Origin of the sequence: Streptomyces sp. NPDC007095 (genome assembly GCF_040634475.1) — a bacterium.
GTDB lineage: Bacteria > Actinomycetota > Actinomycetes > Streptomycetales > Streptomycetaceae > Streptomyces.
Window position 1 is genome coordinate 58,276 of record NZ_JBEYFS010000021.1, and the last position, 15,380, is coordinate 73,655.

General features: G+C 70.2%; 11 protein-coding genes, 1 tRNA gene and 1 pseudogene. 4 read left to right on the top strand and 9 right to left on the bottom strand.

The annotated features are described in order from the left end of the window. Positions 1-60: 60 nt before the first annotated feature. On the bottom strand, positions 61-2,292 hold the full coding sequence (locus tag ABZ656_RS10330; RefSeq protein WP_360266404.1) for an MMPL family transporter: 2,232 nt from the start codon (positions 2,290-2,292) through the stop codon (positions 61-63). 112 nt (positions 2,293-2,404) lie between these two features. Further along, positions 2,405-2,992, bottom strand: coding sequence for a TetR/AcrR family transcriptional regulator (locus ABZ656_RS10335; RefSeq protein ID WP_054233064.1), 588 nt, complete (start codon positions 2,990-2,992; stop codon positions 2,405-2,407). A 303-nt stretch (positions 2,993-3,295) separates the two neighbouring features. On the opposite strand from ABZ656_RS10335, the gene ABZ656_RS10340 reads away from it, so the two are divergent. After that, entirely contained in the window at positions 3,296-6,772 is a 3,477-nt protein-coding gene (locus tag ABZ656_RS10340; protein ID WP_360266417.1) for a S41 family peptidase, read from the top strand. Between the two features lie 159 nt (positions 6,773-6,931). On the opposite strand, the gene ABZ656_RS10345 is transcribed toward ABZ656_RS10340, so the two are convergent. The 4 genes from ABZ656_RS10345 to ABZ656_RS10360 all read right to left on the bottom strand — a co-directional run bounded on the left by ABZ656_RS10345 (position 6,932) and on the right by ABZ656_RS10360 (position 10,660). Further along, positions 6,932-7,171: a hypothetical protein gene (locus ABZ656_RS10345; protein ID WP_101404565.1), complete on the bottom strand. Its 240-nt coding sequence runs from the start codon at positions 7,169-7,171 to the stop codon at positions 6,932-6,934. Between the two features lie 86 nt (positions 7,172-7,257). Continuing rightward, a complete protein-coding gene (locus tag ABZ656_RS10350; protein ID WP_101404564.1) occupies positions 7,258-8,142 on the bottom strand; it encodes an SDR family oxidoreductase in 885 nt (294 codons plus the stop codon). After that, positions 8,139-9,068, bottom strand: a complete 930-nt coding sequence (locus ABZ656_RS10355) for an alpha/beta hydrolase (RefSeq protein ID WP_101404563.1) — start codon at positions 9,066-9,068, stop codon at positions 8,139-8,141. The genes ABZ656_RS10350 and ABZ656_RS10355 overlap by 4 nt, the downstream gene beginning before the upstream one ends. Continuing rightward, complete coding sequence (locus ABZ656_RS10360) at positions 9,065-10,660, bottom strand: NAD(P)/FAD-dependent oxidoreductase (protein ID WP_360266420.1); 1,596 nt, start codon at positions 10,658-10,660, stop codon at positions 9,065-9,067. The genes ABZ656_RS10355 and ABZ656_RS10360 overlap by 4 nt, the downstream gene beginning before the upstream one ends. 161 nt (positions 10,661-10,821) lie before the next feature. Here ABZ656_RS10360 and ABZ656_RS10365 point away from each other — a divergent pair, with 161 nt between their 5' ends. Both ABZ656_RS10365 and ABZ656_RS10370 read left to right on the top strand, forming a co-directional pair. Next, positions 10,822-11,460, top strand: coding sequence for a MerR family transcriptional regulator (locus ABZ656_RS10365; RefSeq protein WP_360266423.1), 639 nt, complete (start codon positions 10,822-10,824; stop codon positions 11,458-11,460). 136 nt (positions 11,461-11,596) lie between these two features. Next, positions 11,597-12,934, top strand: a complete 1,338-nt coding sequence (locus ABZ656_RS10370; RefSeq protein WP_360266409.1) for a recombinase family protein — start codon at positions 11,597-11,599, stop codon at positions 12,932-12,934. Positions 12,935-12,984: 50 nt separating this feature from the next. Here ABZ656_RS10370 and ABZ656_RS10375 read toward each other — a convergent pair whose 3' ends face one another. After that, positions 12,985-13,788 carry an exodeoxyribonuclease III gene (locus tag ABZ656_RS10375; RefSeq protein WP_360266412.1) on the bottom strand — a complete coding sequence of 268 codons (804 nt, stop codon included), beginning with the start codon at positions 13,786-13,788 and terminating at the stop codon, positions 12,985-12,987. A gap of 58 nt (positions 13,789-13,846) precedes the next feature. On the opposite strand from ABZ656_RS10375, the gene ABZ656_RS10380 reads away from it, so the two are divergent. Then, positions 13,847-14,332 carry a GNAT family N-acetyltransferase gene (locus ABZ656_RS10380; protein WP_101404560.1) on the top strand — a complete coding sequence of 162 codons (486 nt, stop codon included), beginning with the start codon at positions 13,847-13,849 and terminating at the stop codon, positions 14,330-14,332. A 66-nt stretch (positions 14,333-14,398) separates the two neighbouring features. Here ABZ656_RS10380 and ABZ656_RS10385 read toward each other — a convergent pair. Together ABZ656_RS10385 and ABZ656_RS10390 are read right to left on the bottom strand one after the other, a co-directional pair. Further along, a tRNA-Ala gene (locus ABZ656_RS10385) sits at positions 14,399-14,472 on the bottom strand. A gap of 85 nt (positions 14,473-14,557) precedes the next feature. Next, positions 14,558-15,380 (bottom strand): annotated as a pseudogene (locus ABZ656_RS10390) (hypothetical protein); the annotation flags it as partial.

The following is a 15,380-nucleotide window of genomic DNA, read 5'->3' on the forward strand; positions in this document are numbered from 1 at the left end:
GCAACGCGGGGTGCCCCTCACCACCTCAGCCGGTCAACCGGACGCCCAGTCGGTCAGGCCTCAGACCCGTACCAGCTCCCGGTCCTCGTCCCGGCCCCCGTCGCCGGGGCCCCGGCCCTTCTCCTCCGCCGTGCGCAGGCCCTCGCCCTCGACGTCCACGTTGGGAAGCGCCCGGTCCAGCCACTTCGGCAGCCACCAGGCCTTCTTCCCGAGCAGGGCCAGCACCGCCGGGACGATCGCCATGCGGACCACGAACGCGTCGAAGAAGACCGCGATCGCGAGGCCGAAGCCGATCATCTTGATCATCGACTCGCTGGAGCCGATGAAGCCGGAGAAGACGGCGATCATGATGACCGCGGCCGCCGTGACGACCCGTGCGCCGTGCTTGAAGCCGGTCACGATCGCCTGGTGGGGCTTCTCCCCGTGGACGTACGCCTCACGCATCCGGGTCACGAGGAACACCTCGTAGTCCATCGCGAGACCGAAGACGACACCCACCATGAAGATCGGCATCATCGACATGATCGGGCCGGTTTCCTCGACGCCCAGGAGGCCGGACAGCCAGCCCCACTGGAAGACGGCGACAACCGCGCCGAGCGCCGCCATCACGCTCAGCAGGAAGCCGAGCGCCGCCTTCAGCGGGACCAGGACCGAGCGGAAGACAACGATCAGGAGGAGGAAGGCGAGGCCGACGACCAGCGCGAGATACGGGATCAGCGCGTCGTTCAGCTTCTGCGAGAAGTCGATGTTCATCGCGGTGGTGCCGGTGACCAGCACCTTCGCGTCGGTTTCCGTCGAGATGGTGCCACCCGCGTCACGGATGGCGTGCACCAGGTCCTCCGTCTTGACGGAGGACGGCTTGGAGTCGGGGATGACCGTGATCGTCGCGGTGTCCCCGGCCTTGTTGAACGCCGCCGGGCTGACCGACACGACGTCCTTCATGTCCTTGACCGTGTCGGTGACCTTGGTCGCCGCGGCCTTGGGGTCGTCGCTGGACTTGCCGTCCACGACGAGCATCAGGGGACCGTTGAAGCCGGGACCGAAGCCGTCGGACAGCGCGTCGTACGCCCGGCGCTGCGTGGTCGACGTCGGCTGCGAACCGTCGTCGGGCAGACCCAGTTCGAGCGAGGCCGCCGGGAGCGCGGCGGCGCCCAGGCCGATCACGCCGAGCACCAGCACGGCGAGCGGCCGACGCACGACGAAGCTCGCCCATCGGGTGCCCATGTTGGGCTTGCCCTCCTTCTTCACGGCACGCCCGCCGCCGAGCAGCTTGCTCTTCTTGCCCGCGGGCTGGACCTTGCGGCCCGCGTAGCCCAGCAGGGCCGGAATCAGCGACAGCGCGATCAGTACGGCGATGGCGACCGTACCCGCCGCCGCGACACCCATCTTCGTCAGCATCGGGATGTTGACGACCGACAGACCGACCAGCGCGATCACGACCGTCAGACCGGCGAAGACGACCGCCGAACCCGCCGTACCGACGGCCCGTCCGGCCGCCTCCTCGCGCTCCCGGCCCTCGGCCAGTTCGGCGCGGTAGCGGGAGACGATGAACAGGGCGTAGTCGATGCCGACCGCGAGGCCGATCATCATCGCCAGGGTGGAGGTGGTGGTGCCCAGGTCCAGCGCGTTCGCCAGCGCCGTGATCGTCGAGACGCCGATACCGACGCCGATCAGCGCGGTCAGCAGCGGCAGCCCGGCCGCGATCAGCGAACCGAAGGTGATGACGAGCACGACCGCGGCGACCGCGATACCGATGACCTCGGTCGACCCGGTCTCGGGCGTCGCCTGGAGCGCGTCACCGCCGACCTCGACGCTCAGCCCGGCGTCCCGCGCCTGCTGCGCGGCCTCCTCCAGGGCGGTCTTCGAGGAGTCCTTCAACTCCATGCCGGACACCTTGTACTTCACCGAGGTGTAGGCGACCGACCCGTTCTTGCTCACCGCGTGGGACTTGAAGGGGTCGGACACGGAGGTGACCTCCGAGCCGTCGCCGAGCGCCTTGACGGTCTTCTCGACGGTCGCCCTGTTGGCCTTGTCGCCCATCTTCTCGCCGGCGGGCGCCTTGAAGACCACGCGGGCGGTCGCGCCGTCGGCGCTCATCCCGGGGAAGCGCTGTTCGAGCAGGTCGAAGGCTTTCTGCGCCTCGGTGCCGGGGATCGAGAAAGAGGACGCTCCCGCGGTGGGCGCGGAGGCGGCGCCGACACCCGCCAGCGTCAGCAGGGCCACCCATATCAGGGCGACGAAATGGCGTCGCCTGAAGGCGAATCGGCCGAGTTTATAGAGGAATGTGGCCACGAGGGCGTACTCCCGGTCAGGTCGTTTGCTGGCAGCTGGGCAGGGGAGATCAGCCCGACGACGTGAGCGGTCGCGTCAGGTGCACGTAGGCGTTACTGAAGTTCGGGCAGGCTCAGGCGCCGAGAGCGGGGAGGATCACGGCGTCCATGTACGAGGTGAGGAAGTCCTGGGTGGGTGGCAGCTCGTCGACGATGCCGCGCACCGCGAAGGCGCCGATCATCATGTGCAGCACGTAGTCCTGAGCGGGGTTGTCCGCCCGGATCTCACCCCGGTCGACGGCACGCCGCAGGATCTCGCGGAGCATCTCGGTCTCCGGCTCGATGATCCACTCGCGGAAGGCACGCAGGAGATCGGGATTCCCGTGCAGCGCCGTGGCCAGACCCCGCATCAGCGCGGAATTCTGCTCCATGTGACAGTCGTCCTCACGCCTCACCATGGCGTGGAAGTCGCCCCGCAGGGACCCGGTGTCGATGTCACTGGTGATCGGCTTCTCGTGCCGCAGCGCCTTCACGACGAGCTCGGCCTTGCCGCCCCACTGGCGGTAGAGGGTGGCCTTGCTGGACCGGGTACGGGCGGCGACGGCGTCCATGGTCAGGGCGTCGTAGCCGACCTCCCGGAGCAGTTCGAGCACGGCCGCGTACAGCTCGGCCTCACGCTCGGGAGTGATCCGACTGCGACGCACCGTTGCGGCTTCAGCCATCCCACTCACCTTCTCTGCTCCGGACGACACGGTTTCGTACACCCATGAAGATACCCCGAGATTCAAAGAAACGAAACCGTTTCGTACGTGCGCTGGGTCACGCACACCCGAAAGGACACCTGCTCACAAGTTGCCGGGCGCCTCCGGGAGGAAAAGCATGGGTAGGTGAGCGACGCGTATGAGAAGGCGACCACACACCAGGCGCCCCCCGGGGACAACGCGACCACCAGGGGCAACGCATCCGGCTATCTCCGTTTCCCCCATCTCAGCGGCGACCGCCTCTGCTTCGCCGCCGAGGACGACCTGTGGATCGCCCCCCTCGACGGGCCGGGCCGCGCCTGGCGGCTCACCGTCGACCGGACCAAGGTCGGCCACCCCCGCTTCTCCCCCGACGGCCGGCTCATCGCGTACACGAGCTGGCGCAGCCTCGTGCCGGAGATCCATCTGGCCCCGGTGGACGGCGGTCCCTCCCGCCGGCTCACCTACTGGGGCAGCGCGGACACCCAGGTCTGCGGCTGGTCGCCGCCCGACAAGGACGGGCACAGCGACATCCTCGCCGTCGCCTCCCACGGCCAGCCCTTCTCGTACTTCACCTGGGCCTACAAGGTCCCCACCGACGGCGACCCCGGCGGCGCACTCCCCTGGGGCCCGGTCTCCGCCATCCAGGTCGCCGACCTCGACGGCGAACACAAGACGCTCCTGCTCACCGGCACCCCGCCGCACGAACCCGCCGCCTGGAAGCGCTACCGGGGCGGCGCCACCGGCCGGCTCTGGCTGCACGGACGGCGACTGCTCGCCGACCTCGACGGCCACCTCGACTCCCCCATGTTCGTCGGCGGCCGTATCGCCTTCCTCTCCGACCACGAGGGCATCGGAAACCTGTACTCGTGCGCGTACGACGGTGGCGACCTGCGCCGCCACACCGACCATGACGCCTTCTACGCCCGGCACGCCTCCAGCGACGGCACCCGGGTCGTCTACCAGTGCGCCGGGGACCTGTGGATCGTCGACGACCTGTCCCCGGACTCGGTCCCGCGCCGCCTCGACGTCCGCCTCGGCGGTCCGCGCGCGGGACGCCGTACGTACCAGGTGCCCGCGGCGCAGCACGTGGACGGCATCTCGGTCGACGAGACGGGCCGGGCCAGCGCCGTCGTCGTACGCGGCAGCCTGCACTGGCTCACCCACCGCGACGGCCCCGCGCGCACCATCGCGGACACCCCCGGCGTACGCGTCCGGCTTCCCGAGATGCTCGGCTCCGGCGGCCGGATCGCCTACGTCACCGACGCGGACGGCGAGGACGCCGTCGAGATCGCCTTCCTCCCCCGGGCCTCCGGCCAGCGCGAGCCGCGTCGCCTCGCCTCCGGCGAACTGGGGCGCGTGCTGGAGATGGTCTCCGACCCGCAGGGCGAACGCCTCGCGATCGCCTCCAACGACGGACGACTGCTGATCCTCGACGCGACGGAGGAGTCGGAGACCACGTCCACGTCCCGGACGGAGCCTGAGGAAGCCTCCGTGACAGAGCCCGACAGCACCTCAGAGCCGGGGTCCGAGGGCACCTCGCGGACGGGGTCCGAGGGCACCTCGCGGACAGAGTCCGAGGGCACCTCGCGGACAGAGTCCGAGGACACCTCACGGACAGAGTCCGAGGGCACCTCGAAGACGGGGTCCGAGGAAGCCTCCCGGACGGAGCCCGGCGACACCTCACCGACCGAGGCCGAGGGAGCCTCCCGGACGAAGTCCGAGGTGGCCTCACCGGCCGAGCCCGCGGGAGGGGAGGTCACCGAACTGATCACCTCGATCAACGGGCCGGTACGGGACCTCGCCTTCTCCCCGGACGGGGCCTGGCTGACCTGGTCGCACCCGGGGATCGGCCGCTCGCTGCGCCAGATCAAGATCGCGCGCATAAAGGACCGGCTCATCGTCGACGTCACCAACGGCCGCTTCGAGGACGAGAATCCCGTCTTCACCCGCGACGGCCGCTACCTCGCCTTCCTCTCCTGGCGCGGCTTCGACCCGGTGTACGACGTCCACACCGGCGACCTCTCCTTCCCGCTCGGCTGCCGCCCCTACCTCGTCCCCCTGTCCTCCGCCACCCCTTCCCCCTTCGCGCTCAACCCCGACGGGCGGCCCGTCGCCGGGGGCCTTGACCCGATCGAGGACGAGAGCGCGGACGGCGCGGTGAGCGTCGAACTGGAAGGCCTGGAGAGCCGGGTGACCCCCTTCCCGGTCACCGCCTCCAAGTACTCGGCGCTGTACCCGGTCGCGGGCGGCGGCCTGGTCTGGCTGCGCTGGCCGATCTCGGGCGCCCTCGGCGAGACCTTCGTCAACCCCGACGACACCTCCGGGCGGCCGACGCTGGAGTTCTTCAACATCAGCAAGGCGAAGAAGTCCGAACTCGTCCAGCACCTGGACTGGTTCGCGGTCAGCGGCGACGGCTCCCGGCTGGTCGTCGTGGACGAGGGCGACCTGCGAGCGGTCCCCTCGACCGAGACCGGTGACTCCGACTCGACGGTCTGGATCGACCTGCGGCGCATCATCCACGACGTGGACCCGCCCGCCGAGTGGCGCCAGGCCTACGCGGAGGCGGGCCGCCTCACCCGCGCCTACTTCTGGGAACCCCACATGTGCGGCATCGACTGGGACGGTGTGCTCGCCCAGTACCGCCCGCTGGTCGAACGAATCGCCTCCCCCGACGACTTCGCCGACCTCCTGCGCGAGGTCCTCGGCGAACTCGGCACCTCCCACGCGTACGTCGCCGCCGCCCGCCGCAACGAGGGCCCGGCCCACTACCAGCGCTGGCAGGGCCTGCTCGGTGCCAACTTCGTCCGCCGCGACGGCAGCTGGATGCTGAAGCGGATCCTCCCCGGCGACTCCTCCGACTCCAAGGCCCGCTCACCGCTCGCCGGCACCGGCATCCGCGAGGGCGCGGTCCTCACCCACGTCGACGGCCGCCCGGTCGACCCGGTCACCGGCCCCTACCCCCTGCTCGCGGGCGCGGGCGGTACGACGGTGGAGCTCACGTTCATCCCGGCGGCGGGCGAGGGGCCCTCACGCCGGGTGGCCGTCGTCCCGCTGATCGACGAGCGCCCCCTGCGCTACCAGGACTGGGTGGCCAAACGCCGCGAGGTCGTCCGGGAGTTGAGCGGTGGCCGGTGCGGCTACCTCCACATCCCCGACATGGGCGGCTCGGGCTGGGCCCAGTTCAACCGCGACCTGCGCCTGGAGGTCTCGCGCCCCGCGCTGATCGTCGACGTACGCGGCAACGCGGGCGGCCACATCAGCGAACTCGTCGTGGAGAAGCTCACGCGCACGATCCTCGGCTGGGACCTGACACGCAACGCCCAGCCGGTGTCGTACGCCTCGAACGCCCCGCGCGGCCCGATCGTCGCCCTCGCCGACGAGGCGACCGCCTCCGACGGCGACATGATCACCGCCGCGTTCAAACTGCTGAAGCTCGGCCCGGTCGTCGGCCAGCGCACCTGGGGCGGAGTCGTCGGCATGACCGGCCGCCACCGCCTCGGCGACGGCACGGTGATCACGGTGCCGATGAACGCGGCCTGGTTCGACGCGTACGGCTGGTCCGTCGAGAACCAGGGCGTCCCCCCGGACCTGGCGGTCCTGCGCACCCCCCTGGACTGGGCGGAGGGCCACCACACCGAAATGGACACCGCCATCCAACTGGCCCTCGACCTCCTGACCACCCACCACGCAGCCTCCCCACCCGACTACACAAACCCCCCCGACAGATCAAGACCAAAACTCCCCCCAAGATCTCAATAGGGGGCGGGGCAAACACCCTGAAGGGGCGCGGCGATCTGCGCGCCCAGCCACATCGAACCCGCACCCGACAACGCACCGCCGACGCCGGCCAAAAGCGTGGGGCGCCCCCGACAATCAGGGGCGCCCCACAACTCCGGCCTAAGCCAGCGCAGCGAACCGTCAGACGTCGTAGTCCTGGTCGAGCCGGTCCTTCGCCTCACGCTGCAGGCGCTCGGCCTCCGGGATCGACCGGTCGCCCCTCTGCGGGGAGCGCTCGCCCGACTGCGGGGTACGCGCACCCGGCTGCGGGGAGTGCTCGCCGGGACGGGCCTTCTCGTGGCCCATGTCCTGGCCCATCTTCTTCTTGCCCTGCTGCTTCATCTGCTCGGCCTTGTTCTGCATCTGGTCCTTCTTGCCCATGAGGTTTCACTCCCATTTGTGGGTGAGGGGGATCGGGCTCGACCAGACTGACACGCACCGACTACGCACGCATTTCGATCAGTTACTCACGGTGATACTCCCTGATGGCGCTGCTCGTCGGCTGCCCCTCCGGCACCCACGAGCCCCGTACCCACGCCCTTGAGCCGCGGCTCGAACCGCCGCATCTCCCGCTGTCCGACGGCCCCGATGATCCCGGGGAGGTAGCCCCGGACGCCCTGCATCCCGCGCAGCCACCACTGTGCGTACACATGACTGGACCGCCGCTCGATCCCCGCGACGATACGGTCGACGGCCGGCCCCAGCGGATACGTCTTGCTGGACGGCCACGGCAGCCGCTGCCTCAACTCCCGCATCACCTCGTCCTGATCGGCGCCGCGCACCATGTCGGTGTCGGTCCAGGACAGGTAACCGACCCCGACCCGTACGCCCTTGTGGCCGACCTCGGCGCGCAGGCTGTGCGCGTACGCCTCCACGCCCGACTTGGACGCGCAGTACGCCGTCATCATCGGCGCCGGGGTGATGGCCGCGAGCGAGGCGATCTGGAGCAGATACCCCCGGCTCTCCATCAGCACGGGCAGGAACGCCCGCGCGGTGACCGCCGATCCGATGAGGTTGACCTCGATGACCCGCCGCCAGGCGACAGGATCGGACTCGACGAAGGGACCGCCGTTCGCCACACCGGCGTTGGCGACGACGATGTCGACCTTCCCGAACCGTTCCTTCACCTCGGCCGCGACCTGGGCCATCGCCTCGTGGTCGGTGACATCGGCGTACCAGAAGCCGCTCTCTCCGTGCAGCCGGTCCGAGACCTGCTTGAGCGCGTCCGGCTCCAGGCCGACCAGCGCGACCTTGGCACCGCGCGCGGAGAGCTTGCGGGCGAGAAGTTCGCCGACGCCCCGCGCGGCCCCCGTGACGACCGCGACCTGCCCTTCCAGGCTCACCTTGGTCATGCGCTGCCCTCCTTGATCTCTGCGTAGGTGGAGACGAGTTCGCGTATGCGGGCAGTGACCAGTTCCGGCGCCTCCACCGGTGTCATGTGCCCGAGCCCGGTCAGCTCGGTGATGCCGACACAGTTCGGCAGGGTCGCGACCAGGGCGCGCGCGTGCACCACGGGCGTCAGCCGGTCCGCCGTACCCACCACCACGGCCGTCGGTACCGCCAACGCCCTTACGCCGTGGTCGAGATCGAGCAGATCGAGCACCTTCGACCAGGCGTGCCGCACCTTGCGCGGACAGGCGTGCACGATCCGCGCGCAAGCCTCCACCATGCCCGGTGACGAACCGGCGCCCATGGTCGCGTACTTGAGGATCCGCCGGGCGACCGGTGTGACGGGCCCGAGCGGCGCGGCCGACCCGAGGATCCTCTTGGTCACCCGGGTCCGCAGCCACCCGGCCGGCATCGGCACCACCCGCGCCTCGGCCACCAGCCGCGAACTGCCCGTGCTGCACAGCAGGGCCGCCACCGCGTGCTCCCGGAATCGCGGCCGCGCCGAGGCGGCCATCAGCGTCATCCCGCCCATGGAGTGCCCGACGAGCACGGCCTTCTCGCCGGACACGAGCGTGGCCCCGAGCACGGCTTCCAGGTCGTCGGCGAGCGCGTCCGTGGTGCACGTCTCGCTCACGGGACTGCGTCCGTGCCCGCGCTGGTCGTAGGCGATCACCCGGTGGTCGACGGCGAGGTCCCGTATCTGCGCCGCCCAGAAGGCGGTCGAACAGGTCCAGCCGTGGGCGAGGACGACGATGGGCGCGGCCGGGTTGTCCTCGGGTCCGTGCACCTCCACGTGCAACCGGGCGCCGTCTGCGGAGACGGCGGTCAGTTCGCGCGCGGGCGCGGGCGGCGCGTACGCCCCGTGCTCCACATGCGTCAGTCGGCTCACGCTCCCGCCTCCACCTTCTTGGTGCCCTTTGCGCCGGAGTTCTTGGTTCGCGGCTCGGACGCGCTCGGCTCGGACGTGCTCGGCTCGGTTGCGCTCGGCTCGGACGTGCTCGGCTCGGTTGCGCGCAGCACCTCGTACTCTCCCAGGTCCACCCGCCGGGTGGCGCTACGGAACTCGGTCGTCGTGCCGGGCCAGATGGTGGTGTTGCGACCGTTCGCGTCGAGGTACCAGCTGGTGCAGCCGCCGGTGTTCCACACGGTGCGCAGCATCCGCTCCTGGACCCTGTCGTTCCAGCCCTCCACGGCGTCGGGGCGGGCGTCGAGAGCCGCGCGTCCGCCCAGGACGTCCAGCTGCCGCATGTAGTCGGCCATGTAGTTCAGCTGGGACTCGATCATGAGGATCATGCTGGAGTTCCCGAGCCCGGTGTTCGGGCCGATGATCGTCATCCAGTTGGGGAACCCGGCCGCGGTGGCCCCGCGCAGCGACTTCATCCCGCCGCGCCACGCCTCCGCGAGCGTCCTGCCCTCCGCTCCGACGACCCGGTCCGCGATCGGCATGTCGGTGACGTGGAAGCCCGTACCGAAGATGATCGCGTCGGCCTCGGCCGTGCTGCCGTCGGCGGCGACGAGCGTGGAGCCGTCGATCTTGGCGAGCCCGGAGGCCACGACGTCGACGTTGGACCGGGTGAGCGCCGGATAGTAGGTGTTGGAGAGCAGGATCCGCTTGCACCCGATCCGGTAGTCGGGGGTCAACTTGGCCCGCAGCGCCGGATCCTGGACGGCCCGCGTCATGTTCCGCGTGGCCAGCCGCTCGACGAGGCCGAGCTCGCCCGGCCGCTTCGTGAACGCCTGGACCTGCAGCTCCCTGATCCCCCACAGCAGTCCGCGCCGGGCCTGTGTGGTGAAGGGCAGCTGCTTGTGCAGCCACCGTTCGGCGCCGGTGATGGCCCGGTCGACCCGGGGCATCACCCACGGCGGCGTGCGCTGGAAGAGGGTCAGCCGGGACACGTCCGGCTGGATGGCGGGCACGATCTGGATGGCGGAGGCGCCCGTGCCGATCATGGCGACGCGCTTGCCGCGCAGGTCGTAGTCGTGGTCCCAGCGGGCCGAGTGGAAGACCTTGCCGGGGAAGGAGTCGATCCCCGGTATGCCGGGGATCCTGGGATCGGAGAGCGGCCCGGTCGCGGACACGACGACATCGGCGGTGAGGAAGCCACGGCTGGTCTCGATCCCCCACCGGAGCTTCTCCCGGTCCCACGTCATCATCTTCACTTCGGAGTCGAAGCGCAGATGCGGGCGCAGCCCGAAGACGTCGGTGACGTGTTCCAGATAGGCCCGGATGTGCTCCTGCCCCGAGAAGGCGCGCGGCCAGTCGGGGTGGGGCGCGAACGAGAACGAGTACAGGTGCGAGGGCACATCACAGGCGCACCCCGGGTAACTGTTGTCCCGCCACGTACCCCCGACGCTCCCGGCCCGTTCCAGGACGACGAAGTCGGTGATCCCTTCGCGGCGCAGCCGCACCGCGGCCCCCAGACCGCCGAACCCTGACCCGATCACCGCGACGCGCACATGCTCGTGCTCGTGCTCGGTCATCCCGACCATCCCACGCCTCCCTAGCCGCCCGACCCTGCCAGTGAACACTGGCGCAATGGGAGCGTAGAGCAGCCCCGTACTGATGGGTAGGGTTGCGGCCACGAAAGTTACCGACGGTACGACGTAGGGTTTCGCACGTGGCGGAGAAGCGTGAGTACCGGATGGAGGAGCTGGCCAAGGAGGCCGGCATCACCGTGCGCACCCTGCGCTTCTACCGGGAGCGCAAGCTGATTCCGCCGCCCCGCCGCGAGGGCCGTATCGCCTGGTACGACCACACGCACCTGGCCCGTCTGCGCACGATCTCGGCGCTGCTCGAACGCGGCCACACCCTCAGCGGCATCGCGGAGCTGGCCGAGGCCTTCGACCACGGACGTGACGTCGGTGAACTCCTCGGTCTGGGCGAGCCCACCGAGGAGACCCCCGTCCGCATCTCCCCCGAGGAGCTCGCCGACGCCTTCGCCGGCCAGGCCACCCCGGAGAACCTCGCCGCGGCCCTCGACCTCGGCTATCTCGGCACCGACGGGGGTGAGATCGTCCACATCAGCCGCCGCCTGCTCGACGTCTCGGCGGCCCTGGTCCGCGAGGGCATCCCCCTGGCCGACGTCCTCACCGCCGCCCGCCGCGTCCGCGACCACGCCGACGCCCTCGCCGACCTCTTCGCGGGCATCGTCCTGACGGAGAACCGCACCACCGAGGACCTCAAACGCCTGCGCCCGCTGGCGAAGAGCGTGGTGGAGGCGGAACTGTCGATGGCCCTGGACCGGCGGCTCAGCCGACGTTTCCAGAACCCCACTCCCTGACAGTTCACCCCATCGAGGTACTTTCCGGTCAACGGGAGACAAACTTCAGTTCGCACTCCGAGAGTGAGACCAGAAAAGACCCCGGCGGCTGTCCTACCAGCCCCGGGGCATGGCCGACATGTCGAGGAGTGCCCGCATGCCCGAGCCTAGTTGCCGACGGTCTCCAGTAATCCCACCCTCTGCCCGGCAACCGGGTGCCCTCGCCGCGCTGCGCCTCAGCACGCTGACCAGTGCGACCACCTCACCGGGTCGACAGCGCGCGGCGATCCAACTCTGCACCCAGCGGCTCGGTTACACGCTGATCGGCGAGGCCGCGGACCTTGGCGTCTCGGCCCACAAGACGTCCCCGTTCGAGAGGCCGTTCCTGTCGTCCTGGCTCCGTCGCCCCCAGGAATACGACGCCGTCGTGTGGTCCCACGTGGACCGCGCCGTGCGATCTGTGGCGCACATGACAGAGTTGATCACTTGGGGTCGGTGGCACAACCGCACACTCGTGTTCGCAATGCCCGAGGCGGACTGTCCACTTGAGGTGACTCCTCAGGCAGACGGCGTCATCATCCGGCTGTGTATGGATCTGGCCTACGCCGCCGAGCAAGAGGCCCGTGCCATCTCCAGCCGGGTCACCGGAAGCCATGGGGTTCTACGTGCGGAAGGCCGCTACGGAGGGGGTCTGGTCCCTTTCGGCTACCGCAAGGCGCCGCACCCCTCCGGCATCGGCTGGTGCTTGGCCCTCGACCCCGAAACCACCTCCACGGTCCGGATGATCGTAGAAGAAGTGCTCGCAGGGCGTTCCTTGGTCGCCGTCGCGCGCATGCTCACCGAGGCAGGTGTTCTCGTGCCGCGTGACCGCCACGCCCAACTCCAAGGGCGGCCCTTGGGAGGTCGACGTCACGGACGCGACTTCGAGCACTTCCGTTGGACATCGGGGACCCTCTCCAAGGTGTTGCGCAGCCCGTCACTCATGGGCCATCGCGTACACCGGGCGCAGACGGTTCGTGACAACGAGGGCGCCCCCGTGCTGATCGGCCCACCCCTGCTCGCCGAGGACGAGTTCCACGCCCTGCAAGACGTCCTCCTTGCACGCTCGAACGGCACGCGCCGCCAACGCACAACGACATCGGCTTTGCTCACCGGAGTGGCCTACTGCGCGGGCTGCGACGGACGCATGTACTTCGCGGCGCGGAAAGGCTACCCGTACGGCGACTACATGTGTCGCGCGACTGCCCGGGGCGAGGTGTGCCCCGCGCCCGCTGGCATGCGCTCCGACTGGCTCGAGGAATACGCCGTCAACGAATACCACCAGACGATCACCGCGGAAGCCGAGGTGACGCGGGAGCACCTGCTTCACAGCGGTGTCCGCGTCACCGTCGCCAAAGGGCGCTCCGGAGGTGGCCCCACCCGCCTGACCGGGCCGGACGTCTCACGTCTTGCCTTCGCCATGGGGGAGACATCTGCCGCACGGCAAGGTGGCTGAGCTCCAGCGGGGTGTGCCGTGCCGTTCGGGCACGGCACACCCCGCAACCATCAGCTCTCGAAGACCACGGTCACAGGCGCGTGGTCCGACCACCGCTCCTCGTAGCTGGCAGCCCGCTCCACGAGCGCCTTGACCGCACGCCCGGCGAGCCCCGCCGTGGCGACAACCAGGTCGATCCTCCATCCTGAATCGTTCTCGAAGGCCCGCCCCCGGTACGACCACCACGAGTACGGCCCCTCGACGTCCGGGTGCAGCGCCCGCACGACGTCGACGTACCCGCCGTCGCCCGCGTCCAGGACCCGCCCCAGCCACTCGCGCTCCTCGGGCAGGAAGCCGGAGTTCTTCTTGTTGGCACGCCAGTTCTTGAGGTCGGCCTCCTGGTGCGCGATGTTCCAGTCGCCGCAGACGACGACCTCGCGCCCGTCGGCGGCGGCGCGCTCGCGCAACTCCTTCAGATGGGCGAGGAACTCGTCCATGAACCGGACCTTCTCGTCCTGCCGTTCGGTTCCGACCTCGCCGGAGGGCAGATAGAGGCTGGCGACGGTGACACCGGGGAGGTCGGCCTCGACGTACCGTCCGCTGGAGTCGAACTCCTCGGACCCGAACCCGATGCGCACCCGGTCGGGCTCGCGCCGGGTGTACAGGGAGACGCCCGCGCGCCCCTTGGCGGCCGCGGGGGCGTGCACGACGTGCCACCCCTCCGGCGCCCGCACCTCCTCAGGCAGCTGCCCGGGCTCGGCCCGCACCTCCTGAAGGCACAGCACGTCCGCGTTGGTCTCCGCGAGCCACTCCACGAAGCCCTTCTTCGCGGCGGCCCTGAGCCCGTTCACATTCACCGAGGTAACAGTCAGCACCCGGGCACGATACTTAATCCATTCCACCCAGAGGGCGCATACATGTACGATACTCCGCATGAATATCCGCCCGGTCCCGTACGACCACCCCGACGCCGTCAAGCTCAACGACCAGGTGCAGGCCGAATACGCCGAGCGCTACGGCGATGAGGGCGACGTCACACCGCTTGACGCGTCGATGTTCAAGCCGCCGCTCGGCCTGTACCTCCTCGCCTACGACGAGCGGGACCGCCCGATCGCGTCCGGCGGCTGGCGCGGCCAGGACAGGAACGACGAGGGGTACGCGGACGGCGACGCCGAGCTCAAGCGCATGTACGTGACCCCTCAGGCCCGCGGTCTCGGCCTCGCCCGCCGCATCCTGGCCGCCCTGGAGGACGACGCCCGCGCGGCCGGCCGCACCCGCATGGTCCTGGAGACCGGCGCCAAGCAGCCCGAGGCGGTCGCCCTGTACCTTTCCAGCGGCTACGAGCCCTGCGCCAAGTTCGGCTACTACCGCTTCCACGAACTCAGCCTCTGCTATGCCAAGCCGCTGACCATTCGGTGAACGAGAGAGTGTGGCCGCACAGGCAAGAACCCCGCCGGACGAATCCGACGGGGTTCTGAATTGCAGTGGACCTGAGGGGATTTGAACCCCTGGCCCCCTCGATGCGAACGAGGTGCGCTACCGGACTGCGCCACAGGCCCTTGCAACGAGTGAAACTCTAGCATCCCCGTCGGGGTGCTCGGAAATCCGTTCCTGGCTGGTCAGCCGGGGCCCCCGAGCGTCTGGTCATTCGTTGGCGGCGCGCGGCCGTTCGCCGTCCTCGTACTGGTCGAACAGCGGAGTGCGACCGCGCTCACGGGCCCGCCGGGCGGACGCGGCGCGCCGGGCGTCACTGCGGCCGTCGTCGGCGGCCTCGGCCGTCTCGGCGGCTTCGTGGCCCTCCTCGGCGGCGGGCTCCGCCTCCGGCTCGCTCGGCTCGACGGCGCTGGAGCGCGCCGAGCTCCACGCGTCCGGCGCCCCCAGATCGACGCTGGACGTAGCCCTGGGCGCGACCGGCGCGGTCACGTACGTCGGCAGCGGAACCGGCACCGGGTCCCAGCTGTCGCCCCGGCCGGGGCCCCGCTGACGCTCACGCTGCTGGTCGACCCACTCGGCGTGGTCGGTCTGCTCGACGAGGGCGCGGCGGTCGGCCGCGAGCGCGGACAGTCCTGGGTCGGTCTCCGGCTCGGGGCTGTCGTCGGGCTCGTCGGCACCGGGGTCGAGGGTGGGCCGCCGGCGCGGCTGCCGCTCCCTGAGCCGCTGCGCAGCGGCCTCGGCCCGGCGCCGGTCCATGGTGTAAGTGAAGCGCCGTCGCTCCTGGGCGCGCAGGTACACGATGTACGAGCTCAGCATCAGGGCGGGCACGCCGGGCGCCCACAGGAACGCGAGCCCCCCGACGGCCGCCACGATCGCGCCGAGCGTGAAGGCGAGGAAGAGCATCACGGTCGTACGCCGCCGGCGCGCGAGCACCTTCGAGCGCCGGGTCCTGGGCGGTGATGACGGGGCTGTAGCCGTCGGGAGAGAGGAAGTTGGTCTGCCAGTGCACGCGCAGTTCGTCGTGCTCGGCTTC

Coding starts and splice junctions, on each gene's coding strand:
- ABZ656_RS10335 (WP_054233064.1), bottom strand. CDS start 2,992: ATGGCTGAAGCCGCAACGGTGCGTCGCAGTCGGATCACTCCCGAGCGT.
- ABZ656_RS10345 (WP_101404565.1), bottom strand. CDS start 7,171: ATGGGCAAGAAGGACCAGATGCAGAACAAGGCCGAGCAGATGAAGCAG.
- ABZ656_RS10350 (WP_101404564.1), bottom strand. CDS start 8,142: ATGACCAAGGTGAGCCTGGAAGGGCAGGTCGCGGTCGTCACGGGGGCC.
- ABZ656_RS10360 (WP_360266420.1), bottom strand. CDS start 10,660: ATGACCGAGCACGAGCACGAGCATGTGCGCGTCGCGGTGATCGGGTCA.
- ABZ656_RS10365 (WP_360266423.1), top strand. CDS start 10,822: ATGGAGGAGCTGGCCAAGGAGGCCGGCATCACCGTGCGCACCCTGCGC.
- ABZ656_RS10370 (WP_360266409.1), top strand. CDS start 11,597: ATGCCCGAGCCTAGTTGCCGACGGTCTCCAGTAATCCCACCCTCTGCC.
- ABZ656_RS10380 (WP_101404560.1), top strand. CDS start 13,847: ATGAATATCCGCCCGGTCCCGTACGACCACCCCGACGCCGTCAAGCTC.